Here is a 24,597-nt window from a genome sequence, read left to right on the forward strand (position 1 = left end):
CGGGGAACCGTACGGGTTAATCTATCAGGTGTCATCATGCTAATATCCAAGAATATTCATTTCAGTATTGTCGGTCCTGTTAAAGGTTGGGAGCTTAGTATTCTAACAATATGGGCAAGGGTGAACCCGCACCATACCCTCCATGTATGGGCCCCTCAACGTTTGATATACCAAAAAATTCTATATTCGTTGCTGTTATCTGAGATAAAAGCAGAAGCTATTGAAAAAGATTACCCCAGAGGTATTGCTCAGTTGAAACGCAGCATCTGGGATAAAATTGATAGCTTTTTCGGTGAAAACCGTGACATAAATAATTTGGATATAATGCATTCTGTTTTTTCAGATGGTGTAAAGAAGGAATTTCTCACCCAATGGAATAAAACCAACCATATATTAGATCAAATTGAAAGATCTATCAGTAAGGCTCTCATCCATAGAAGCCTGGATAATTTTGACGGACCGACCGATAAATTTATCAGGTACACTTTAGGCTTTGACAACACTTTAATAACCGAAAGATTTATAGGACTGCATCATCACTTCAAGCTTGGGGGAACATATATTGATAAAGGACTACTACCAAAAATGGATCCTAAACTCTTTCAAAAAAGTAGCAATTTGCTCAACCCTATATCGGGGATGGCAGCAGGTGATGGGAGGGAAAAGCAGATCGAAAGGGCTGTGATACGTGCTCTTTTAGAAAAAATGTTTGCAGATGGAACTATTTCAGACCCTGACCCTTATTTTGAAACATACGACAAAGACCTGCCAAAAAAGGCATTCACTCTAATCAAAAGCATCATAAAACAAAGCAATATTGGGGATGTATTCAATAAACTTGAGGAATACGAACTAACGGACCACACCAGTAATAAATTATTTTTTAGCAAAGAAGTAAATTTTGAAGACAACATTATCCATGGATCTCTTTATGACTCACTCAAACCAATAATGGTGACATCTCGCACAAAAAACCCGGTAATCATACTACAACTCGATGAACTCTGTTTTATTCATAACACTGTAGAAGGTTTAAAAAAATCAAAAATAAACACAAAAGAACTCACAGCAAAGATAAAGGAGTATTTGAATCAATTCTATAGAGAAAAAAAAATCAGTGTCTCCAGCGATGACATCAATAAAGTTGCAATCATGGCAACTAACCTTTTATATGATCCCGGGAAGGATGACTATCAGCTTATCGCCCAATTAGGTTATCAGGCCTTTGAAAGATTAAAAAATTACCAAACAAAAATAAAACCGACAATCAAGCTAACTGATGACTTCTCAGCAAACAATCCCTTCTATAACAGAAAACCCTATACCCCGGATATTGTCCAGTCAGTAATAGTACGGCAGAAGCCGTACGAAAAACTAATAATGATTCATGTTTCTGATAATCAGATCGACATGATCGATTCTTTAAAAAAGTGTCGTAAAGTTTATGATAACTACCGCACTGAAGACAGCAGCGTTTTGTTCAACGCTGTTAATGTCGATTCAACGGAAAGAAAAAAACTTGAAACAATAAAAGGTGCTCGGATCACAAATATTGGCGAAGACACTAAAGTCATCATTACTGGAAACCTTCACTTCTTTGATACCAAGTTGAATGCAATTTCTCCTCTCTACACCAGATACTTGGTGGAAAAGCTATCAACAGTCCTGCGAATGGTGATCCCCAGGCATACCACCGTACAAAACATAACGTTCTTGTTTGACAACTCTGCGCAAGACATTCCGGGCTCTGAAGGTTTACTGGATATTAGACAGAAAGATTATGTTGTCCCTGAAGTTTTGAGGGAGTTGGCCAAAGAGAGTATCCGTGCACATTCAGCTGTTGCGGTTCGAGAGCCGATGTCAGCAGGCGCTCCTCAGCAAACCACTGGTCGTGATCCTGATAAGCCGTCAACCTCGAGAGATACGCCCTATCCTGAACTCAACCGTATTGTTTTTACCCTGAACGACGACGATACCATTAAATATAAAGCCAGGTTCGGGTTGGCCTCCATTGACCCCGAAAGTCAGTTGACTTATGCCAGACCCGAAGGCGAGTGCACCGGTACCATAGCCACAGGCAAGATTGTTGATGTCTTAAGCCAGGATGAGTCTTTTGTTAATTTAGAAGAAGATTCGATCAAAGCCTTAGACAAAATTCCATTTATCGGTGCCAACCCCGAAGGTCATTCTTCCTCTCAAAGACTCGAAGGTGAGCACTATAACGAGATGGGAGATGACTTTAACGATCCCAGAAAAGATGCTCGAGATTATAAATTACAATTTAATTTCCAAGCCGCAATCTCTCATGGATTATGGGAAAATAATGGCAATAAAAAAGTTGCTTTCGTCAATCCGGATCACAGAAAAACTGATCGTTTATCAGACTCACTCTACCTGGCTGAGCATTCTTCCTCGTACAGTGAATGGCTTGCACGCTACAAAAGACGTTTTCCCGAGGCTCACGAAGTCGACCTGCTTGAGCGGGAAATGGACAAATTCAAGAGTGAAGAAGCGAAGGTCAAGGCCTTCGAAACCCTTAAAAGACGGATACAGGCAAAATCATACGATATTCACACTGTCGATCCTTTAACAGTAGAAGGTGCTGCCAGACTTAACGGGAGATACAAAAATGATTTCGACAACATCGATTTTCTCACAGTCGAGCTACCGGGGCCTTGTAACAGGCCTCGAAGATCAGCCGATACCAACAGCTGTGTCACCCGGCGTAAAGAACTGGCAAATGCCCTCCGTTTACTTTCCGGCTCCGATACCCAACTCTATCTTGGCGACGACAACGACAAAACGGATATCGCCCTGCTGAAAACCTCCAACGAAGGTGAGCGCTGGCTGCAGGATTTTTTCACCCGGTTTCGTCGCCTGGAAGGCAAGGACGCATTAGCTCACACACGGGGCATTCACTCTGTCATTGCCCTGGACGACGCCTCGTTTGATTTCGCCCAAAGGCAAATCAAGAAAGGGACGCTGAGTGGCCAGCCCCTGTTGCTGAAAGCCACCCCCTCTGCCAGTTATGTACTGCTCACACCCGCTGGCCGGGTTCAGTCGGCCATCGCCGGAGGAGAGGGCAACCAAGTTACTGTCCTCGGTCGACCAGCTCGACTCATCGCTCATGCTTTGACGACACTGGTCGAATTTACCCCAGACTGCCGCATCGCCACCCTGACCGTCGGTGATCTTGCCAGCAGCAGCCAGCCTCGCGGAATCAAGGCCCTGAACGCCCTGAAAACCTTTATGACCCGTTCGCCCACCGACGGCAAACCCCTGGTGGGCGAACTGATTATCGAGCCCAGAAGTCGTAGTGCCCATGTCTTCAAACGACTGGTGAAGGATATCGAGCGCCTGATGCCAAAGGACCGCCCGGCGATTGAAACCCTTGTGCTACGCTCCCCGGCCACCCGGCAACCGGAGTACCGGCTGCTCCCTGGCGAAACGACTGTGCTGATGTCGCCCCGGCCATCGGATGCAAAAATCTCCCCCCACTATTTGCCGCCCGGCCACCCTTCGGTTCCGGTGCAACCCCGGACTGAAGACAGTCTCTCAGGTGTGGCCAGTGAGCGGGGCGAATTCAGGCAGCGTCTGCTGGAGTTCGACACCGCCCTGAGGGACGTTAAAGCCGGGCACTCACTCCCCGACAGCATGGTCCCCCGACTGGATACCCTCCACAGGCGTGGCCGGGGCTGGCGCATGGACTTTTTGGAACCCGATACACAGGCCCGAAAAAACATCCGGTTTACGTCCGGAGCCTTTGAACGCTTCCGCAGCTTTCTCCAGGGGCCAGATCATCAAGGGTTCCGAGTCAAAGGGAAAAAAACCTCCGCTGGAGGTCTGAAAAAAGCTGGTCGTTTTATGCCCTTGCTGGGTAGCGGAGTGCCCTTAGCCAGTCTCAACCTGACCGTCAATGAGTACGAGAAGGAACAGGACCCGGAAGTCAACAAACTCATGAAATCCAGGGTGATCTTCGAGTCGGTGGATACGGCAAATTCCACCACTTCTGAGTTTACCGGGCGGTACGGGGTCTTCATTGACAGTTTCATGCACCATGTCAGGGAAGTTTTTAATGGCTATTATAAGGAACAGTTAGAGGAGCTGGCCTCTAAAGGATTGCGGGACGCTCCGGCCAAGACTACACAGATCTTTGACCTGATTCACGCCCAACTAGACCCCGAAAGCTTCCTGGCCAACAACCAGACCCTCAATGCGTTGATGAGCGGGGATGGCAAAAATCTCCTGACCTTGAACATCCAGTCCATCAACCTGGCGAAACAGACCCTGACCTACGGTGGCGGCTATTCATTCCAGACAACCTTAATCGCCGGAAAAAAAGACGACTGGAAACCATGTAAGGACGAATCCGTTATACTTAACTATTTCAAACCATACTGCGCCAGCGACATTAACCGGATCGAATACTCTCCTGACACCTTTAACCTGATCAACGATGCCCTGACGACATTATGCAGGACGGAGTCGCGTTTAACCGGGTATCAATGCTCAGACGGGGTATTCCACAACCTGCGGCAGATGACCGGTAAAATGATCATCTTAATGCCTTCCGTACCCCCGTGGAAGGTCAAGCTCCGCTACACCCCCTTAGAAAATATCCTTTCAAGGAGTGCGCTGGACAGCAGCTCCCCCGGTTTGAAGCTTCTGGATGCCGTCAGCGACAGCAAGCTGAAATGGCTTTACCACAAAATAGTGAAAGACATCCGGTATACCGAGCTTGAGCGGCGTGGCTCCACTTATGTCAGGTCCGACCATTTCAGCTACGACCATAAATACCTTGGCCAGATGCTCACCAGTACCGACGGTTTGAAGTTCCGTCCGTCAACCAGCAGTCTGTATCTCGATAGCCACAATCACCTCGTCGTTTTTCGTCAGGTCTCAGACGAATTTTCCAGACTGCTGGGTTATGACCTGTATAGTCCTGCTGAAGGGGCCGGCAAGACCTACGTCCTGATGTCCAACGGTAACCACCTCATCCGCGTTCACCCCCGGGGGCAGACCTCTACCTGGGTGTTGAACTACGACGGGCGGCTCCCCTATGCCTGCATTAACGGATGGGGTGGAGGGGTGGAACGCTGTTCATCCGGGCCGACTGACAACCAAACCTGGACCCTCACACTGGGTGAGACCCGCTTCCAGTTTCCTAACCCGACGCCAGACGCCCCCTATAGAGTGATAGCTCAGGATCCCAACACCCAGTTTGAGTGGCTGCCGGACCGCAAAGTGATTCATCGCTTGTACGACACTGGCGAACTGAATCACAGTTCGTTAAGGGCCATCAAGCTGGAAGGAATAATGATCAACTACACCGGGGCCAGCCGTTTCCTGCCGCTGGAGCTGAAAGACTGCGACGCCTCACCCCGGATCCGCGCACGCTGTATGGCCGTAGCGCCGGAACAGTGGCTCACATCCGGGTTTGTGCCCAAAAAACCGAAGCTGTGGGCGATGGCCGGTGCCATTGACCCGTTACCCATGAAAGCTGATCCGCCCCCGCGAGTCGAGCAGAACCCGGCCTGGCTGCAACATAAGCAGGACTGTGACCGACAGGTCAATGAGTATCTTAAAAAACCTTACCGCTGCTTCCCTGACAAGCTGGGACTGGCAGAAGCGGACTGGGATCAGTTAGACCGGATCCGGCTCTGGTACGATACCCACCACAGCACGGTAATCCCGCTCGTTGCTCCCTCCGATGACCAGGTAGAACCACTCCAGGGAGGCCCGGACACTGGCTACTATTTTTTTGACTCCGCCAACGGCCAGGTGTTACTACAGACCACCGGAGTCCTGAACCGGGACATCAGCCACTTCCATGAGCTTGAGGTCAGCAAACATGGCGCCTTGTTTGGTAACCACGTATCAAAGACAGTGCCGAACAAAGATGAGTCACAATTGCTGGTGTTTGATGCCCCCTATTATTACCTGTTGACGGCCAGCCCGGCCGGTCAGCTGGCTCACCAGGTTATTGCGGCAGAAACACTGGATGGGCAGCTCAGCGTACCTCCTACCCCACCTGCAGCGACACCCGACACAACGACATCTGACGAGGAGCTGATTCCCTTGCGGATGGTCAATAAATACGACAGTCCAAGTATACTTGGGACCGGCTTTTATGACGGTGCCACCCGAACCTATATTGCTTTCCTGAGCAGCCTGTTGGATGGCGGCCTGCTGATCAATAAGGACGACGGCAGCCGCTTCCGGCAGATCAATGAGCCAGTCCAGAAGACACTGCGCGAGGAGCACCTGCCGGTGCGCAAGGTGGTGCAGGGCCGGACTGTTTACTACCTTTTGTTCAGCCAGCATTCCGGCAATCTGTATTACATAACCACTGTCGTCAAAAATACCAAGAGCGTCCAGCGCCTGAGCTCCGGTTTCCAGGTGATCCGCCCGGCGGGCGAGCGCCGGTCCCCGGCACAGATGGCCGACAACCGGATCTTTGCCCGTGTGCAGGCGCGCTCCGGCGGCCTTTTGGCTGATACCCTCAGTGGCTATCGGCTGTGGATACCAGACCAAGCCTGGGACAACACCCGGGTGGTCAGCGAAAACCTGTCAGTGGAGTCAGGACCCTTTGAGCACTGGGAAGTCAAGGCCACCGGGCAGACTGTCGCCAAGTCGAACGAGACCCTGAGTGTGCGCCAGTTCACCCCCCAATCCGGCGTGGTGATGGACAGCCTGAACCTGGGCCAGATAGTCAACCAGGTCTTCACCAAAGTAACCCTGAGACACCCCGGCACAGCCTGGACCACCGCCAGTGCCCGGGCATTCATCGGTGGGCTTAAGGAACGGTTGCGCACCTTGGTGGCAGAGGCCCGGAAGCAGTTTTCGGCAACGGTGGGACTGGTGCCGCTGAGACCGATCACCCCGATGACTGACCACCCCCTGCTAAGCGCGATCAGACAGTTGGACTGCTGGTACTTCCCAGGCCATGATACCCTGCTGGCGGCCAACACCCGAGACCGGTTTAAGGTCATGGTGAACGACGATGGCCAGCTGCTCGCCCTTTCAGACACCCGCAAACAGGAGGCTTTCGAGTTTTTCCCCCAGCCTGACCAGGGCGCCAAAGGCCATCCCTTTTGTGGCAAGGCTGCCGCCGTTCCGCTGACCGGGGTGCCCAACGAGTTCAACACCCTGATCTCCGGTCCCTGCAGTTACACCCTGCCCTATCTGCCCTATGACACCCAATTGCGAGGCAGTTACCAGTGGCAAGCCAGTGCTCAGGCATGGCGGGTCCAAACGCAGCAGGCCCAATACCTGGCCAACCGGGAGCGTCTGGCCCTGGTGGCCCTCGACCTCAGCCGGATGGGGCCCAGGAAAGCTTCCAACAGCCGAATGTTCAGGACCCGGCAGGATTTCAACCATGGCATGAGATCCCTGCCACGAGACATTCGAGAGCGGATCGACACCGGACTGATCGACCTCAGGCTGCGCCCTGGCTATCTCCCAACCCAGACAGCCTGGATAGATTACCGGGGCCGATTTCCCGCACAACAGAGACTGTTGTTCGGCCTGCCTGACAAGGGGCACAGTGTTCAGCAACTGATTGGGCAAACTTCGGCCATCATGAAAGACCATCACTGGTACTGGTTCCGTCATTCAGCAGCTACGGTCGTTTATAGTAAGGATCAGCAAACGCTGTACCGGGTTAACCTCAGAGGTTACCAGTCCCTGGGTACTTTTAATGGGGTAGCTGTGATGGCCGAGGGTCTGCTGCTGTCAGGAACCCCCGGAGCCGACAAGATCAAACTGGAAACGTTGCGGCTGGACACTTACTACCAAGAGCAAGAGCATCAGGTGGCCTTTGTCCGGAACGGTACCCGACAGCGGTTCGGGATCATGGTGGAGGGCCAGGGTGGGTCCGACGTGATTAAACTGGATGAGACAGACTTGTCATTTTTTGCCCGAATCCTCATCCATCCCGGCCTGGCTGAAGAAAGCATCACCAAGCACGACAGGGCACAAACCCGCATTGAACTGAATGTATCGGCCTTCCTCTTCCTTGCCTGGCGCCGGGGTCAGAACCTGGTGCTGTCCAACCGGTTTACCACCGGCGATGCCGAGATCGAGATTCAGCAGGTCTGGGCCAGACAGCACGACCAGTTCCTGCAACCCACAACGCTGGTGTTCAATGACCTTGAGCTGTCATTATCCGACCTTGCAGCACGGGTGACGGACTCAGGTCAGGGGGTCGTCCTGCCACTCACGGTGAGCAGCCTCGTCAGGAAGGAACGCCTCCGATTCATCAACGCCACAGCCAGCAACCCCCTGTACATCCAGCAGGACCAACCCGTAAAAATCGTCACCTACCAGGCGATGGACGGGATTAAACTGACACTGGAACCCCTGAACGCCACATACGTCAGACGTCAGGTGTTTATTACCGTCACAGGACAGTGGGGCTGGGAGCCGGGCAGTGTTCAGGTGAGCGGGCCGAAACCCGACAGCGGTTACCAGTCATGGCCGTTTCTACCCTCCGTGATCAGCTCGTCCGCCGTCGGTAACAGGACAGCGAGACTCTGGGGCAATAGCCGCAGTAATATTCTGTACCTTGGCGCCGACGCCCGACAGTGGTCACTCCGTGGATGGGGCGGTCATGACCTGCTGCTGCTGGGAACCTCAGGCAACATCGCAGCACGGCCAGAAGTGCTGGCAAACCGGGGCGACCAGTGTGACAACCGGAGGCTGGATACGCCCGGCAACAGCAGCCTTTGGCAGGCCATTCTCGACTGGACGCGCCCGCTGGTCGGCGGTGTTGGCAATGACGTCTATGACCTGCGGGCGTGCAGGCCAGCCCGCACAATCGACAGCCGTGGCAAGCATTATGTTCTACTGTCGTCCGGGTCTAAGGCGGATTTACGACGTTTGTCGGGTGATAACAGCACCGCACTGTTCTTTACCGACCTGACCCCGGAACAGGTGGCGTTCAGCCAGTGTAACCCGCAGGCGCAGAGCAACCTCACCCACAGCAACCACTCCCTGCCATTGGATAGCCAAACCTTCAGGATCATCAATACCCGCAACAACCAGACACTGGCACTGGTGAAACCGGACGTGCTGGCCAGCCTGCACTTTAAAGGTGGACAAGTCAGCCTGAACCCTATGGCTATGATCAACAGAAATGACAGTACGTCAGCCATGGACGACAGTGACGGGGGAGAGAATGAAGCCGTGACCTTTCTGAACAAAATCATTCGCAGAGGGCAACGGCTGGTGAATTACCTGTGCAGCCTGGCCGGAGGTGAGAAAGGCGACATTGAATCAGAGAGCGAGCGGCCATTAGGGACAAGCCTGAATGATACGGAACTGTACCAGCACTACCAGCGACTTGTTCAGGACCTCAGTGCCCTATCAGGCAATCACAGTAGCGAGAGCCCGTCGTTTATTACATCGGCAAGCCAGGGAATGACACAAAACCTGACGACTCCGCTAAATTTGACGTTGATAAATCGGGGTTGAGTAAACAGGCTGATCAAGTCATTACGATAGTCCGGAAGTTTGTGTGCAAATTCTGTGAGGAACATGGCGGAGTTCCATACTACACTGCGTGTTGCGTTTTTTACGCATTTGAAGCCCTCTGTTTCAGCATTCCCTGATGTTTATTGATATTGGGTGATGGCTGAAAAAAGCAGAAGGGCTTTATTTATTTTGCAAGATCAATTTCCAAGGTTTCAATAATCAAGGTTTTCAATAGATTGTGTTTTTTGATGGGAACTAACCTACAGAAATGACCTTAAAAATAATTTTTTTTCAGGCTTTGTTTGTTTACACAAAGCTGGTTTGCACATAGTTCGTTTGCACAAAAAAACATTGCAGGCAGTACACAATGGATCAACCCAACACGCACTCGGCAGCAAGTGCACTCGCTCTGCTGCTGAAATTCCATGAAAAAAACGTCGACATCAACTCGCTGATTCATGAGTTATCCGGCAAAGACGTCAGTATCGACATACGGGAACTTGTCAGGTTATCCCGGCGCCTTGGCATGAAGGCCCGGAAGGTCAGAATTAAAAACAACCTACATAAAGCCCCTCTTCCCTTTATCGCCCAGGGAAAAGATCACCAGTTTTTTATCATTGCCAATATCGATACAGATAAGCAGACCGCGATGGTGCAATTTTTTGGTCAGCAGCCATGTATTCTGAAACTGGCAGAACTCTGGAAAAGCTGGGATGGCAGCGCCCTTTGGATGACCCGACGGTTTGATTTGGCCCACACCATGAAACGCTTTGGCATCAGCTGGTTTATTCCGGTGGTGATCAAATACCGCCGGGTATTGGGCGAAGTGGTTCTTGCCTCATTTTTCCTGCAACTGTTCGCCCTGATTACCCCGATCTGTTTTCAGGTTGTTATGGATACAGTGCTGGTGCACCAGGCCATATCCACCCTGAATGTTATTGCCATTGCCCTGCTGGCCATGTCACTGTTTGAAGTGGCGCTGAGCACCTTGCGGATGTATCTGTTCTCCCACACCAGCTGCCGGGTGGATGTAGAGCTGGGCAGCCGACTGTTCGAGCACCTGTTGAAAATCCCCATTGCCTATTTCAGTGCCCGGCCTGTGGGTCAGGTGGTGGCCCGGGTTCGGGAGCTGGAGAACATTCGGGCATTTCTTACCAACAATGCCATGACTCTGATACTGGATCTGTTTTTCACCATTGTTTTGTTTATCGCCATGTACTTCTACTCATCCACACTCACCTGGGTCGTATTGGCTTCCATCCCTTTTTACGTTCTGCTTTCCGTACTGATCAGCCCTAGCCTGCACAATCGCGCCAAGGAACTGTTTGAGCGCAGTGCCATCAATCAGGCCTTCCTGACTGAAGCAGTTACCGGCATGGAAACCCTGAAGTCAACTGCTGTTGAACCAAGAATGCAGTCCCGCTGGGAGCGTTACCTGTCGAGTTATGCCAAAGCCAGCTTCAACAGCAGCGTACTGGGCACAGTTGGCAGCAACCTGGTGGAGCTGATTAACAAAATTGTCACCGTAGCCCTGTTGTGGATTGGCGCCAAAGAGGTCATTAGCGGTCAACTGACCATTGGTGAGCTGATTGCTTTCAATATGCTTTCAGGTCAAGTCGCCCAGCCGATCCTGAGGCTTTCCCAACTCTGGCAGGAGTTCCAGCAGTTCCGGATATCCATTGCCCGCTTGGGTGATGTTCTGAACACCCCCCAGGAGCCACAGCAGAGTCTGGATAAACCACCCATAGAGGCATTGCAGGGTCATATCCAGATGGAGCGGGTCAATTTCAGCTACAGCTGCGAACTGCAGAATACCCTGAGCGACATCTCCCTGATAATTCCTGCCGGACAAACTATCGGCATTGTTGGCGAGTCCGGCTCCGGTAAGTCGACCCTGGCAAAACTGCTGCTGCGTCTGTATGTGCCAAACACCGGGAAAGTATTAATAGACGACAACGACATTGCGCTTCTTGACCCCTCCTGGTTGCGGCGGCAAATCAGCGTTGTGCTTCAGGAGAACACACTGTTCAACGGTACCATCCGGGAGAACATTGCCCATTCAGACCCCCTGCTACCTATGGAAGCTGTGATTGGTGCTGCCAAACTGGCAGGTGCCCATGAATTCATCACCCGTATGGCCCGGGGCTACGACACCGAGCTGGGTGAGCGTGGTACAGGACTGTCCGGTGGACAGAGACAACGAATTGCCATTGCCAGGGCACTGACCAGCAATCCGAAAATTCTTATTTTCGATGAGGCAACCTCAGCACTGGACTACGAGTCCGAACATGTGCTGCAACAAAATATGGACGCCATTTCCGAAGACCGAACGGTGATCACCATTGCCCACCGACTTTCAACCATCCGACATTGTGACCGGATTATTGTCATGAAAGATGGCAGGATTACCGAAGACGGCACCCACCATAGCCTGATCGATATGAACGGTTACTACACAAGATTGTGGAACATCCAGTCAGGTAACCAAGATGATTAAACAGCTCAAGCGTCTCTTCTCTGCTTTTCGTCCCAAAGAAGAAAACGAGTTCCTGCCCGCTGCGGTAGAAATCCTGGAGACCCCCGCTTCCCCCCTTAAGCACGTCTTAACCCTCGGTATCTGCCTGTTACTGGTGATTGCTCTGGTCTGGGCATGGTTTGGTAATCTTGATGTCGTCGTAGAAGCGGAAGGGCGTGTTATCCCCGACGGGTACTCAAAAAAAATCAGTCCCATACAGGTGGCCAGAGTCAGCACCATTTTTGTCGATGAGGGTAGTCGGGTCAAAAAGGGTGACAAACTTATTGAACTGATCCCCAACCCCACTGACTCAGAAAATAATACCCTGCAAACCGCCCGTGAAATTACCAGTGCCCAGTTGTCTGCCCTTAGAGAAAAAACCCTGCTCAGGATGGTCAACACCCCGGACCTTAACCAGCCGGTTTCCGTTAATCTGGAACAGGAAGCAGCCCTTGCACAGCTGGTTTTTGAGGTCCCCCCTGACGAACAGCGATGGTCGACAGAAAACAGCAACCTGACCAGTGAGCTGGATGCTTTTCTTTCGGCGGATAAAGCTATAGCAAAAACCATTGATGAGTTGTCTACGACCCTGCTGGTTGATACCGAAGAAATTGAACGTCTTCGGCTTCTACACCCTATTCATGACAAGCTGGCCACCATTACCCAAGGCCTCTATCAGAAAAAAATGATGTCCGAAGTGGACTGGCTGACACGACGGGAAAAACAGATTGACACCACTCAGCAACTGAAAGTCATGGTGCTGCGCCATAAGGAACACGAAGCGCGATATCAGGCTTTATTGGCCGAACGACAACAAAAGCGTGAATCTTTTATCTCGAACCATGTTAAGGAGTATCTGGGAGCGATCGAACAACTGGATCGTGCAGACAAGACGGGGCAAAAGGCGAACCAGCGAGAAAAAAACCAGATATTAATCGCACCCATCGATGGCATTGTCCAGCAAATTCAGACCCACTCCTCCGGGGATGTGGTTCAGCCGGGCCAGCCTGTTATGGTGATTGTGCCCACCAATATGCTGCTGATCGTTGAAGCCATCATTCTTAATAAAGACATTCGCTGGGTCAGGCCCGAGCAAAAAGTACAGGTAAAAGTCGAAACCTTTCCCTACACCCGCTATGGCTATCTGGACGGTCATGTCCGAAGAGTATCCAGCGACGCAATTAACGATGAACAAAAGGGCTGGGTTTTCCAAATCTATATTGATCTGGAAAAAGACTGGTTTCAGGTGGAAAATCTCAGGATCAGATTACAGCCTGGGATGATAGTCACCGCTGACGTTATTGTTAGCCAGCGTCGTTTACTGGAATACTTCCTGTCACCCCTGCTGCGTTATCAGAAAGAAACCTTCCGAGAAACCATGTAGGTCAATGTTAATGCAAGACCACAGCACTTCTATTGTTATTGCATTTGACAGCACCTGCCAGCAATGGTTTTCTAGGCGCCGGGAAACAGAAAAGAAGAATATGAAGCCGTTAAAAATGACCACAGCCGGTGCCAGCAGTGCCGGCGTCAAGGAAGAAAATCAGGACGCCTGGGTGGCGGAGGTGCCAGCAAACACCCATGTAATGCATAACAAAGGTGCTGTTCTGGCTCTGGCCGACGGCGTCAGCGCCTGTAGTGAAGCCCGTCGGGCCAGCCATACCTCTATCTCCAGCTTTACCTCTGATTATTACAGTACCCCGGATTCCTGGACGGCCCGTTATTCGGCCGCCAGGATTCTCAGCGCATTGAACCGCTGGCTTTATCAGCAGGGTCATACGGACCCCATGGATAAGGGCAGCTGGTGTACCACTTTTACCGCCATGATTCTGAAGTCAGCGACATTGCATCTGGTGCATACCGGTGACTCCAGAGCCTGGCGGATAAGAAATAATGAGCTGGAATGTCTGACCCGGGATCATACTGCCACTCTGGGTGGACGACAGTATTTAGGTCGGGCACTGGGCATGGCGCCTGATGTCGAAGTGGATTACAGATCAGAAGCTTTGGATGTCGGAGACATACTGCTACTGACCACCGATGGCATTCATGATTTTCTCTCACAGGATGCCCTCAAAAAGTGCTTTTCCGATCAAAGATCACTGGATGAAGTGGCACAACATCTGGTGGACCTGGCATTAAAGAACGGCAGCCATGACAACCTGACCTGCGTCATCGGTCGCATTGATGAAGTCCCTGCCGGAGATGCTGGTGAAAACCTGGAAAGGCTTTCCCAACTGAGATTGCCACCAGATCTCTACCCTGGTCAGATACTCGACGGCTATCGTATTCTTGAAGAACTTCACGCCAGCAAACGCAGCCAGCTTTATCTCGCAGAAGATATTGGGCCTGAGGAAGTCGCTGCCCATCATGTGGTCATCAAAACCCCTTCTATCAACTATGAAGATGACCCCGATTACCTCGAAGGTTTTATGCGTGAAGAATGGATTGGTCGCAGAGTAAAACATCCTTCTATTATGGCAATCATGGCCCCCAGGCCAGGTCGGAAATTTCTTTACCATACCTGTGAATACATAAAAGGTCAGACCCTGCGCAGCTGGATGCAGGAGAACCCCAAACCGACTCTGACTCAGGTCAGGGATATTGTCGCCCAGATGATCACCGCTGTTCGGGGGCTGCACAGACTTCAGATTCTGCACCAGGATCTGAAGCCGGAAAATCTGATGTTTGACCAGAAAGGCCGTCTGAAACTGATTGATTTTGGATCAGCAAGAGTCGCGGGGGATTTGGAAAATCAGCAGGCTCATCACAGCGATTTACCCCAGGGCAGCAAAAACTATACGGCGCCGGAATACTTTCTGGACGGGGTTATCGACGAAAGAGCGGATCAGTTTGCCATTGGCGTGATGGCCTATGAATTGCTGACCGGTAAACTGCCCTACCCGGAACATTCAGGCAGCAGTATCAGGGTCAGACATTATCAGCATATGCAATACCGCCACGCCAACCTGTCTGACTCATCCATTCCTTCATGGATTGATTCGGCACTGGCAAAAGCCGTGGCTGCTGACCCGGCTAAACGATACCCTGCCCTGTCTGAGTTTTTGCAAGATCTCAAACAACCGAACCGTTCATTCAGGAACCGGGACTTTCAGCCCCTGATAGAACGAAATCCGGTGTTGACCTGGCAGTTGATTGCGCTGTTACTTTTTATTGTCAATCTGATCCAGTATTTAAGCAGTTAAACCAGAGCGGGTTTTACATATAACACAACGTCCGTGATTGTCTTCACAGCGTGAGAATGAGGTCTGATCCACTCGAGAGCTTTATACCTACGGTAAGTCAGGCCACTTTTCAGGCAATGTCTTTCAGATCCGTAGCATTGAGTGGCACCATTATGCATGTACTGAGAGGCAAAAACTTTGTTAGTTACACTTAACAACTTGTTATGAACTTCTTTTATAAATCTGATTCTAACTTACTACCTTTAATCCTGACTGGATAAAGGTAAATATTGGCTTTGGAGTAATAATTCATGGACGGTATCAATAAAAGAAATGAGTCATTCAATCCATTTCCACCAGAACCTAAGCGAGCTAAATCAGAGGAAGCATCCACCGGTGCTATTATGGGCAGGGACGTCACTGTACGTAACACTAGTGAACCTTCACTGCCTGAATCGCCTCTATTACCCGATACAGGGAAATCAACTGTAACTCATGTAACATCGGTTGAAGAAACGACTCGAGCAATAGAGCGCTACCTGAAGGACAGCTCCGGCAAAGAGCCACTGAACAAGCTTGGCATGACAGCGGAAGGGCGGATTGTCCGTTTGGCAGAGCAGGATGAATGCCATCAGCCGAAACTGCGCCGAGTGCTTGAACAACAGTTTGCGGCCCTGCTACCCACGGCTAAAGGCAAGTCGTTCTGGAAGCCGGAGGTTAAGAACACTTTAAGCACTGAATTTAAGACCCTTTTAAATTTCCGAAACCGAATCCAGCGGGACCGGCAGATCCGAAATCGGCTGATGGAGCTGGAGAAGCAATATGCTTCTGAATTTGAAAAACTCGATAAGCTGACCACAACCAAAATAACCGTCCTCGATGAGGCGATCACTAAAGGCAGCAATCAACCGGGCGAACCTTTTGCGCAATACATGTTTAAAAACGAGTTTACCCAAAGCCGCTGGGCATTTTCAGATAACCGCAAATCCGGGGCTATCAAACCCAGAGACTTCTATATGAGCAATGTGATTGCCCGTCAGTTTAAGTTGAGTTTCGACAGTTTCGGATGGCTTCTGGAACTGCCGGAGATCATTGACCGGGAAATGATTACGAATCAGAAAACCATAGAGATCCTGTTAGAGCACAAAAAAGATTACGGCTCGGACGCTTTCAAGACAGCCTTTCTGGAAACAACGGTAAACGGAAAGAGTACGGTTAATGTTGCACGGGATCTTGGACTGATTATTGAACGTATCACCGTTAGTTATCATCACAAGCTGGTGGAGAGGATTGATGAATCGATTACCGACAAAGAGGCGTATAAGTGGTTTGATGTGCATGTCCATGTCAGACCTGACGAAGTGCTGTACGACCCAGTATGAAAGTAATTCTCTGGTACAGGAAGTGCCTTAATATCAGTAATTTTGTTGAGAGTTTTTTTCTGAGTGGTGTTCATAAGCCCTTGTGAAAAAATAGACACTATAGAAGGACACCGCGCTGGCATTCCGGCGCCAGAGCTACAACACCCTAAACCGGCAGAAACAGCTAAAGCAGTTCGTAAAGATAAAAGTGGCATACGTACATTTGTGCATAGCAAGAAGATCTTTCCTTCGTAGGCAATGAGAATAATGATTTTCATGTGAAGTCCTTGCTGATTTAGAAGCATTTAATGGATGTCCTATTTCCCCTTACTTCCTGATTTAGAAGCATTTAATGGATGTCCTATTTCCCCTTACTTCCTCCTTCCTATTTCCCCTTTTCGTCGCATGAGCGCCTGACTCCAATGCTGCCGTTTCACGATCTCTGGTAGTTTGAAACCATTTCATCTTTTTAATGTCTAATACTATATACACAGTATGGAGATGAAAGCTATGTTGCTCAGAATAATAGTTTTATTATACTTATTTTCTTTTTTACTTAGTGCAGATGCCTCTGCGCTACGACCAACTTACGTAATGGTTTTTCATGAAAATTATTGTAAAAACTATAATAGTGCGATTCAACATTATATGGATAGCCTGGAGTTAAACGGGTATTCCGCATTTCATTTTTGCACTGACACTGTTGATATAAATGAGCTAAAAAAACGAATCAACCATAATACCGAAAAGAGAAAAGTGAGTTTATCCGAGATAAAAGGAATTAATATCTTTGGCCCAATCACTTCCACTAAAGTAATCGATTATCTTAAACCCTATGGCCTCTCATTTTATCCTACCACAACTTTAGCGGCTGATAATATTGAGTTAGTTTTACGGAAAAATACAGTAATCGATATTAAAACTGAAAAGTATAAATCTCCCGTTATTAAACGATGGGTGTCACATATATTTGCATCACCCAGTGAAATTAATACAGATATATCTACAGCACTGTATGCTTTTTCAGATAAGCTGGCTCGGCATGGAGTTATTTCCGCTGGAGAAATTTTCAAAAACAATCTACAGAATAATTTTTCGAATTACAGAACAATCGAGTATTATAGCTTCCCTCGCGGTGAAGGAACTGCAATAATAGGAATGACATCTTTTCCTGTCCTCTGGACCATTTCCGGACTTGCTCGCATGCGAGAAGGTTACGGTTTCTGGAAGCGATATCAAACATTCGGTGATTATTTTGGCAGCTCTCTTCTTATAGGCTTAATGTTAGGGCTTGAAGCATACTCAATAAAGAGTTATTTATATACTCAATATTACCTACCTGATGACAATCGATGGAAAAAAGTCTTATTGACAAAATCGTTAGCTATTGATGGTTTTCTCGATACTTATGCCGAGCAACATAACCATTTCCATTATTGAAAAATATTACTTTGAGAAGAAATGACAAGTACCTAAAGTAATGAGAGGCATTTTTTTTTCGCAAGGTTAGGTACTTATGACAATTATTTATTTTTAGCTCATTCTGGCTTAAAAAAGCTGATAGCAAACGCCACCAAAGCCAACAGTTGAAAAATCCAGAACAATGGGAGAAAACCGAATGACTCGGTTAGTATTCCGTTGTGATTTACGTATGCACCGACAGAGTAGTAGACGACTAAGCAGCCTATGCCACATAAGCTCAAGATCAGACTTATCTTATATTTACGGAACATAAAAACCTCAACGCTCTAACCTTTCGATGTTTAAGCTTCTGCTCAAAAAAACGATTCTCGATTATCTTAAAGTAGCTATTAATTATGATTCTATCACCAACCATTGTGAACCGCCGGTGTAAAGAAGCTATTATCGGACGCTTTAGATAAATACCAGAAACCTCTGGCCATCCAATTTTTTCGCTTTACTATCTACTTACTCCTCGCTTGATTGTCCAGGTAGAAATCAGTGCCTCTGCTAACAACAAAGGGGTGGGTAAAAAAGTTAATAAATGTGCCCCTGACTGATTCGAGAACAACTTCCCAGCATAATGACCCTGAGAAATTGAACTAAATACGGTTCGCGATTCTTCAACAAACATACTTTGTTTTTCGGGTTTCATAGTTCCGAAAAATTCTTGTATCATTTCAAAAATAAGTTCTTTTTTAACTGTTCCTTTCATTTCATAAAAAACTGCAGACTGGAGTATCATAACATATCTTAAAATCAACTCACGGCTCTCATTTGGAACATAATGCAAACACAATGTTGCCAATATGAGTAGTGAAAGAACATCCCCTTTAGCGGCGTATTCTTCACTTAGGGTTGAAACAAAGGGTATCAATTCACTTCGAATGCCATGTTCTGAAACAATCTCATCAGTAATATGCAGCATTGAAACCGCATCATGCTGCATCCCCCAGGAAAGTGAACCATGCAATCTATCTGTAAAAGCTATTTTGAATTCATTTATACTGGCTTCTAATTTCTCTTTACCATCTGCAAATCCTGAGTTAGGAAACATAGAAAAAGCTATAAAAATTGACAAGAAAATCTTTATACTTTTCATGATGTACCACCATGTGTTTTTAACATCAGAAACTAAAAATAGCTCATTTTTTTCACTTTGCCTTTTAACTTGACACCAGCAGTCATTACCGAAGCAGTTTTTGCATTGAGTGCACCAAAACTTTTTTGGAGTACCAGGCGTGCCGCAGATAACCAGAAGGCTCAGTCATTTCCTTCAAAGGTTATTTGTTTTGAATAATATTCAGGCGCTAATCTAACGATCCTCACTGAGTCTGAAGGGTATGACTCCTGAGCAGCTGACAATGACTGAAAAAATATATCACACACTCCATGTTTGCTTATATACCTTCCATCTCCTATGTAAAAAAGACTATGAACTAAACTTTCACCTGATAATAATTGAACGATGTCTCCCCAGCGTACTTTTTCCTGATCGAATTTTTGAATAGATACAAATGAAAGCTTTTCATACCAGCCATTGAAATTTTGACTTATTTGTTTATCCATTCCAAATGCCAGGTAATTAACAAATTGATGACAAACACCACTCACAACACTTTCCTGATCTTCAAAAAAATATAAAGTTTTGCAAACATTCTCAAAGCCGTGCGTAAAGATATCTGACAACCTTTTTTTTACTTTCTCCCGATAGCATAAATCAAGATTTACTTCCTCGCTCAAAGGCAAAGACACTGAAAAATCTTTTCCTGAAACAGGGTAATCCGGACTTAATCTATAATGCTTTACACCATTTAAACTAAACGGAAAAACATGATTTTTTTTAACTCCGGATTTTTTTTCAACGTCGAGCTTTTCAGCGTAATGTTCTTCAAGGTACCATTTTATTACGTAGAGTTCTTCATTAAGAAAACGAAAATCATTAGCAGAGTCAACCTTTCTTTCTGATAATAATTTTGTTCCAACCTGAGCTTGGTAACTTTGATAAGAGCTAACTTGATTAACTCCTAACTCTTTAGCTCCTAAACCTTTAGCTTCAGTAGTTTCTGATTGAATTGAAGCCAGGTTGAATTGTAATTGCATTTCTGTCACTGAGTTCATTGTTATACATCCATTAGTATTTCATTAAGCACCTGTCCAGATGGTTTATCAAATCTGGATGGCAGTTTTTTTATTCTTCCAGATTAAAAATCTTATTATTCATTTGACAGATAAAACGAATAATAATTTCCTTTTATGGATATTAATACTAACCATAAAGTAAGCCAGCATAACAAATAGCCGGAACTTATCTTCGGACTTTTGTTTCAGACTATTGCTTCAGACTTTTACGGCTTAGTAAAGCCCGTTCGATCAAGAGCAGCAACTCGCCACAGAGCAAACACAGAGCAATGATAACCAGCGGGGTATTCAACGAGAAGTGCCAGCTTTTTATCATCAGGAACAGGTGCTGGGAAGCCGTGACCAGACCGACCACGGAAAACAGACAGGTTAAGAAAATACTGATATAGCGGTAATGAGGCAAAACCATCAGAACACCGAGCAGACCAATGGCAGTTCTTTCCGTGCGGCAGAATGGACAGGTTTTCACGATCTCTGTCAGATCCATCCACCAGGTCACTGCGCAAATCGCAATAGCTATCCAGCCCAAAGGTCTAATGTAGCGGCTCATCACCAGTGTTTTGATCATGTAACCTGTCCCAGTGCACTCATCTGTACAGGTTTATCGTAAGATTCCTGAGACTCTTTATAACGAAGTGATCGTATCGATCTGCATACGAGAAACTAGCAAAACTGTCTCAGACCTCCTGAAGATTAAAGCCCAGGGCCTTCAGATGTTCTTGAACCTTAGGCTCACACTTTTTGGCCTGAAGCACCAGAGTGCTGAATTCCCGCCGCTCCCGGTAGTGCTTTCTCATCCGGTCAAATTCGATAGCGCACGCCTCTTTCTTCATGGTGATGAGACGTCGCATAAGCGCATCGTCACGGCGCAGATCGTAGACGGATTTCATCGCAATACCTGCGGCCTGGGCAGCGGTAGCTGAGTCATTAAAACCCATTCTCTTCAGTGCAGGCATGGGAGTGATAGCGGCCAGTCTAACCCTGCACGGCAAGCCAAAGGTCTGGCAAAGGGCCTTATAGACCTTCTCGGTACCCGAGATCTTGCCGTCAAGACTATAGCCCGCAATATGGGGGGTGCCGATATCCACGCGAGCCAGCAAATCCAGATTGACATCGGGCTCATATTCCCAGACATCCAGCACCACACTGAGATCCAGACCTTCTTCGAGTAATTCCAACAGCGCCTGATTATCAATGACCGGGCCTCTCCCGGCATTGATCAGAATAGAGCCCGGTTTTATCTTGCTCAGCCTGTCATAATCCAACATATGATAGGTAGGATAATCCACGTCCTGGGTCAGGGGAGTATGCAGAGCAATGACATCACACTGACGTAACAAAGTTTCCAGGGATTCGAACCGAACACCCGCCGTTCGTTCACAAAGTGGATCACAGGCCATGACCTCAACACCCAGCCCTTCAAGGGTTTTATACAGTTGGCTGCCCACCTGACCATGACCCACAATACCTACCTTTCTGTTCACCAGACTGAAGCCATCCCGATCGGCAAGAATATCCAGGGCGCAAAGCACATACTCAACAACAGAACGGGCATTACAGCCAGGCGCATTGGCAAAAGTAATGCCCCGGCCAGCCAGAGTTTGCTGATCGATATGGTCAACGCCCGCAGTACAAGAACCAACAAACCTGAGAGATGAAGCCTGCCGCAGTAGTGCTTCATTCACCACTGTTACTGAACGCACCAGCAGCGCGTCTGCGTCCGCAATATCGCTTGCAGTAATATCTCGCCCGTGTAAAGCCACTACTTCACCCAGTGCCCCGAAGCATTCATGAAGTAATGGAATGTTCTCGTCAGCAACAATTTTCATCGATGGCCGTATTCGTTAAATCCAGTGATGGCGTGATACTATAGTCCATTCTTAAAATTAACAACTCAGGGCTTATGTGGATCGGTCACTCCTGTTTGAGAAATAAAACCTATACTGCACTCAATCCTGTCAATCACTGCTCATGACTTTGAAAGTAACTGTTCGCTCCCTTGCCTTGCTTTTGCTGATCACACTGGCAGGCTGTGGTTATCGTTCCACAGCTGAATACCAGCTGGAAGAGTATGAAGAAAGAATCAGTAACGTTACCGGACAGCCAATGCCGTCTGCTACGGTCAGTTTTCCTGAAATGCCTCCGTTAAGACAGCGTCAATATCCATTACCGGATATTCGTTTAAAAGCACTGGAAGCCCTGAATCTTCTCGAATGCCCAAGACTTACGCAGCTTATTGCACACCGCAACAACAGTTTAGGTAAGCAGATGCAGCCTTCCCAGTTGCTGCACTACGAAAAAAAACTGATCGTCCAGCTGGAAGACTGCACAAACTATTTACAGCAGCAGAATAAAAAGGCAGAACTAAGAGCCAGATTGAAAGCTATCCTTCAGCGGAAAGAAGCCGCATTGCCTGCCGCCAAATGGAACATGCTGCTGTCTGGAACTGAACTGCCAAGCCAGTTGAGCGGCTTTCAGACCCTGCTTCCTCTCCATGGAGATAATGGCCGTCAGGGAACACTGGAAGCCTTAAACTATCTGAGGCTTTATCTGAAAGATGACCGTTTTGCTCCTCCCTACGATCAACAGTCTCTGGAAATGCAACTGCAACAATTAACCGCTTCTCACTACAGTGGTCAACTACTGGCTGCCGCGTCAGCTATTACCAACACTCTCAACCGTGTTTCAGTGATGCTGGAAAAGAGCGACAATATCTGCCCTCAAGGTCGGCGCTCTGTAAAAATAGAACGACTCAACAATGTCTTCAGACTTTTCTACGTCGACAGTATCCAACCCTACATGGCCAAAGTCGTTTCAGAAGGGAGAGAGTGGCGATCTGTCATGTTGCCTTTACTGCTTGAACTGCCACCTGCTCCAGACAAGGCCATGAAAGACTACCTATTGGCCATTACCGGTTCTGATTACGCCTTTTCAGTTTGGCAGCAATTGGACAAGGCCATTCTGCGCCATACCCGAAGTTGGCAAAAAGTGCTGTCTGAATGCCAGATGCAACCCGGACAAATCCCTCCGAATTAACTTCCAGACTCCAGTGCCGATAGACAGCCTTAAGGGCGATTCCTGACTCACACTTATACGCCCTGCACCACCGGAGATTCAATGGATAAAAAGCCGGATGACGAAGGGAATGTGATTGACCTTTTTACCCGCAAACCCGTCAACGAAACCGAAAGTGAAAAAATTATCAGGCTGGCGCCGGAGCAGGATGGCCTGGAAATGCTTTACAGCAACGACGCTAATCCCGGAAAACTGTTCAGTATGAAAATTCTCTGCTGGGCCCTGAAAAAAGATGGCACAGTGGATGCTCTGGTGCCATGGCTCAATAAGCTGGTGCCTGCACGAGAGCTCAATGACCCACTGAATGGACGCTGGGAAGGCTACTACGACAGCTTTCATGATCACGCCTTTTTTGAGCCTCCCGAATACAAAATAACAGAGCTGGAAACCGCCGCCCTATATTTTCAAACGAAAGAAGAAGACCCCGACTTCATTTTGCAGGAAATTGGCGACAATATTGGCACTCATGCGATCCTGACAGAAGACAACTTTCACACCCTGATGTTGATTCATGTCACTAGCTGGCGCCTGTACAATGATGGTCGTATTCTTGCCATGCTGGCCGATGAGAAGAAAGTAAAAACCACACCCATTCTGCCCAAAGATGAATGCCTTTTTCCAGCGCAGGAGCATGAAGATTTCAAGTATTTCTTTCACCACATCATTGCCAACAAAATTAAACATGGTGACCCTGATGCCATTGCAGCCTTCACCGAAATGATCGAAGATTAAGCACCTGATGTCAGGGAAGATTTTTTCTAATTATTAACCCCCCCATTTGGAGAGGCTGCGCTACAGGGAAAGTCCCTTGCTAATCTTTGTTATGAACTCTATTTCTTAATATTTTGGTTTTAATACGCACTGATCCCTTCCTTGCCCAGGGTTAAAGCTTATGGAATCTACAATCACTTCTTTATAAAATGAGCCTTGGGGATGACCAACAAATATTTGGCTAATTGAATCCAGATCGTACAAAGGTAAAACATGTGCCACAGTCAAATAAAATTGCCCCATCATCACGCCAGTAATTGCTTGATAAATATCACCATCAGTTGTTATTACGATTACTTGCAAAGGAGGATTTAATAAATAAGTTAGTGATTTCACACTGCACTCTTCTTTTTTTACAGTTTTTTTTACAGTTGTGTCCTGGCTGATATTCTTATCAGAACCTGAGTTATCTTCTTCCATCATGCCCCAAGTGTTTATTGAAATAAATTTAACAACAAAGAGTAGAACAGAAACCTTCATTACAACACCAACTTAAATAGAACAAAATCAGATTGGGTATTATAGCTTATACTGAGAGGCTTATAACGCCTGTCGCTTGAGGAGCGCACAGCAGGAATCTCGTGAAAAACCCTACCAAGTGCATTTTTATTAG

General features: G+C 47.9%; 14 protein-coding genes. 8 read left to right on the top strand and 6 right to left on the bottom strand.

The features are described from left to right. The first annotated feature begins 585 nt into the window (after nucleotides 1-585). The 6 genes from ACO6V5_RS09640 to ACO6V5_RS09665 all read left to right on the top strand — a co-directional run bounded on the left by ACO6V5_RS09640 (nucleotide 586) and on the right by ACO6V5_RS09665 (nucleotide 17,975). The gene (locus tag ACO6V5_RS09640; protein WP_422492104.1) at nucleotides 586-9,474 is read left to right on the top strand and encodes a hypothetical protein; all 8,889 of its coding nucleotides are present in this window, start codon (nucleotides 586-588) and stop codon (nucleotides 9,472-9,474) included. A 367-nt stretch (nucleotides 9,475-9,841) separates the two neighbouring features. Next, nucleotides 9,842-11,971 (top strand): type I secretion system permease/ATPase, encoded by a 2,130-nt coding sequence (locus tag ACO6V5_RS09645; RefSeq protein WP_422133264.1) that lies wholly within the window; start codon nucleotides 9,842-9,844, stop codon nucleotides 11,969-11,971. Further along, on the top strand, nucleotides 11,964-13,373 hold the full coding sequence (locus ACO6V5_RS09650) for an HlyD family type I secretion periplasmic adaptor subunit (RefSeq protein ID WP_422133263.1): 1,410 nt from the start codon (nucleotides 11,964-11,966) through the stop codon (nucleotides 13,371-13,373). The genes ACO6V5_RS09645 and ACO6V5_RS09650 overlap by 8 nt, the downstream gene beginning before the upstream one ends. Nucleotides 13,374-13,383: 10 nt before the next feature. After that, nucleotides 13,384-15,195: a protein kinase domain-containing protein gene (locus ACO6V5_RS09655; protein ID WP_422137632.1), complete on the top strand. Its 1,812-nt coding sequence runs from the start codon at nucleotides 13,384-13,386 to the stop codon at nucleotides 15,193-15,195. Between the two features lie 290 nt (nucleotides 15,196-15,485). Continuing rightward, on the top strand, nucleotides 15,486-16,556 hold the full coding sequence (locus ACO6V5_RS09660; protein ID WP_422133261.1) for a hypothetical protein: 1,071 nt from the start codon (nucleotides 15,486-15,488) through the stop codon (nucleotides 16,554-16,556). A gap of 489 nt (nucleotides 16,557-17,045) precedes the next feature. After that, nucleotides 17,046-17,975 carry a hypothetical protein gene (locus ACO6V5_RS09665; RefSeq protein ID WP_422133260.1) on the top strand — a complete coding sequence of 310 codons (930 nt, stop codon included), beginning with the start codon at nucleotides 17,046-17,048 and terminating at the stop codon, nucleotides 17,973-17,975. A 98-nt stretch (nucleotides 17,976-18,073) separates the two neighbouring features. Here the strand turns inward: ACO6V5_RS09665 and ACO6V5_RS09670 are convergent, their stop codons facing one another. From ACO6V5_RS09670 to pdxB, 5 genes are all read right to left on the bottom strand, one after another. Then, nucleotides 18,074-18,268, bottom strand: coding sequence for a DUF3955 domain-containing protein (locus tag ACO6V5_RS09670; RefSeq protein WP_422133259.1), 195 nt, complete (start codon nucleotides 18,266-18,268; stop codon nucleotides 18,074-18,076). Between the two features lie 188 nt (nucleotides 18,269-18,456). Next, on the bottom strand, nucleotides 18,457-19,098 hold the full coding sequence (locus ACO6V5_RS09675; protein ID WP_422133258.1) for a hypothetical protein: 642 nt from the start codon (nucleotides 19,096-19,098) through the stop codon (nucleotides 18,457-18,459). A 161-nt stretch (nucleotides 19,099-19,259) separates the two neighbouring features. Beyond that, on the bottom strand, nucleotides 19,260-20,117 hold the full coding sequence (locus ACO6V5_RS09680) for a hypothetical protein (protein WP_422133257.1): 858 nt from the start codon (nucleotides 20,115-20,117) through the stop codon (nucleotides 19,260-19,262). Nucleotides 20,118-20,328: 211 nt separating this feature from the next. Further along, complete coding sequence (locus ACO6V5_RS09685) at nucleotides 20,329-20,706, bottom strand: disulfide bond formation protein B (protein ID WP_422133256.1); 378 nt, start codon at nucleotides 20,704-20,706, stop codon at nucleotides 20,329-20,331. A 109-nt stretch (nucleotides 20,707-20,815) separates the two neighbouring features. Further along, a complete protein-coding gene (pdxB, locus tag ACO6V5_RS09690; protein ID WP_422133255.1) occupies nucleotides 20,816-21,967 on the bottom strand; it encodes a 4-phosphoerythronate dehydrogenase PdxB in 1,152 nt (383 codons plus the stop codon). A gap of 142 nt (nucleotides 21,968-22,109) precedes the next feature. On the opposite strand from pdxB, the gene ACO6V5_RS09695 reads away from it, so the two are divergent. Continuing rightward, nucleotides 22,110-23,174, top strand: a complete 1,065-nt coding sequence (locus ACO6V5_RS09695) for a DUF3080 family protein (RefSeq protein ID WP_422133254.1) — start codon at nucleotides 22,110-22,112, stop codon at nucleotides 23,172-23,174. 81 nt (nucleotides 23,175-23,255) lie between these two features. Further along, nucleotides 23,256-23,945, top strand: coding sequence for a hypothetical protein (locus ACO6V5_RS09700; RefSeq protein ID WP_422409067.1), 690 nt, complete (start codon nucleotides 23,256-23,258; stop codon nucleotides 23,943-23,945). A gap of 105 nt (nucleotides 23,946-24,050) precedes the next feature. On the opposite strand, the gene ACO6V5_RS09705 is transcribed toward ACO6V5_RS09700, so the two are convergent. Beyond that, nucleotides 24,051-24,464 carry a hypothetical protein gene (locus tag ACO6V5_RS09705; protein WP_422133252.1) on the bottom strand — a complete coding sequence of 138 codons (414 nt, stop codon included), beginning with the start codon at nucleotides 24,462-24,464 and terminating at the stop codon, nucleotides 24,051-24,053. Nucleotides 24,465-24,597 lie beyond the last annotated feature (133 nt).

Origin of the sequence: Endozoicomonas sp. ALD068 (genome assembly GCF_049310145.1) — a bacterium.
Lineage (GTDB): Bacteria > Pseudomonadota > Gammaproteobacteria > Pseudomonadales > Endozoicomonadaceae > Endozoicomonas_A.

What these genes read in the sequence shown, in the direction of transcription:
- ACO6V5_RS09640 (WP_422492104.1), top strand. Translation starts at nt 586, where the DNA reads ATGGATCCTAAACTCTTTCAAAAAAGTAGCAATTTGCTCAACCCTATA.
- ACO6V5_RS09645 (WP_422133264.1), top strand. Translation starts at nt 9,842, where the DNA reads ATGGATCAACCCAACACGCACTCGGCAGCAAGTGCACTCGCTCTGCTG.
- ACO6V5_RS09650 (WP_422133263.1), top strand. Translation starts at nt 11,964, where the DNA reads ATGATTAAACAGCTCAAGCGTCTCTTCTCTGCTTTTCGTCCCAAAGAA.
- ACO6V5_RS09655 (WP_422137632.1), top strand. Translation starts at nt 13,384, where the DNA reads ATGCAAGACCACAGCACTTCTATTGTTATTGCATTTGACAGCACCTGC.
- ACO6V5_RS09660 (WP_422133261.1), top strand. Translation starts at nt 15,486, where the DNA reads ATGGACGGTATCAATAAAAGAAATGAGTCATTCAATCCATTTCCACCA.
- ACO6V5_RS09665 (WP_422133260.1), top strand. Translation starts at nt 17,046, where the DNA reads ATGTTGCTCAGAATAATAGTTTTATTATACTTATTTTCTTTTTTACTT.
- ACO6V5_RS09670 (WP_422133259.1), bottom strand. Translation starts at nt 18,268, where the DNA reads ATGTTCCGTAAATATAAGATAAGTCTGATCTTGAGCTTATGTGGCATA.
- ACO6V5_RS09675 (WP_422133258.1), bottom strand. Translation starts at nt 19,098, where the DNA reads ATGAAAAGTATAAAGATTTTCTTGTCAATTTTTATAGCTTTTTCTATG.
- ACO6V5_RS09680 (WP_422133257.1), bottom strand. Translation starts at nt 20,117, where the DNA reads ATGAACTCAGTGACAGAAATGCAATTACAATTCAACCTGGCTTCAATT.
- ACO6V5_RS09685 (WP_422133256.1), bottom strand. Translation starts at nt 20,706, where the DNA reads ATGATCAAAACACTGGTGATGAGCCGCTACATTAGACCTTTGGGCTGG.
- pdxB (WP_422133255.1), bottom strand. Translation starts at nt 21,967, where the DNA reads ATGAAAATTGTTGCTGACGAGAACATTCCATTACTTCATGAATGCTTC.
- ACO6V5_RS09695 (WP_422133254.1), top strand. Translation starts at nt 22,110, where the DNA reads ATGACTTTGAAAGTAACTGTTCGCTCCCTTGCCTTGCTTTTGCTGATC.
- ACO6V5_RS09700 (WP_422409067.1), top strand. Translation starts at nt 23,256, where the DNA reads ATGGATAAAAAGCCGGATGACGAAGGGAATGTGATTGACCTTTTTACC.
- ACO6V5_RS09705 (WP_422133252.1), bottom strand. Translation starts at nt 24,464, where the DNA reads ATGAAGGTTTCTGTTCTACTCTTTGTTGTTAAATTTATTTCAATAAAC.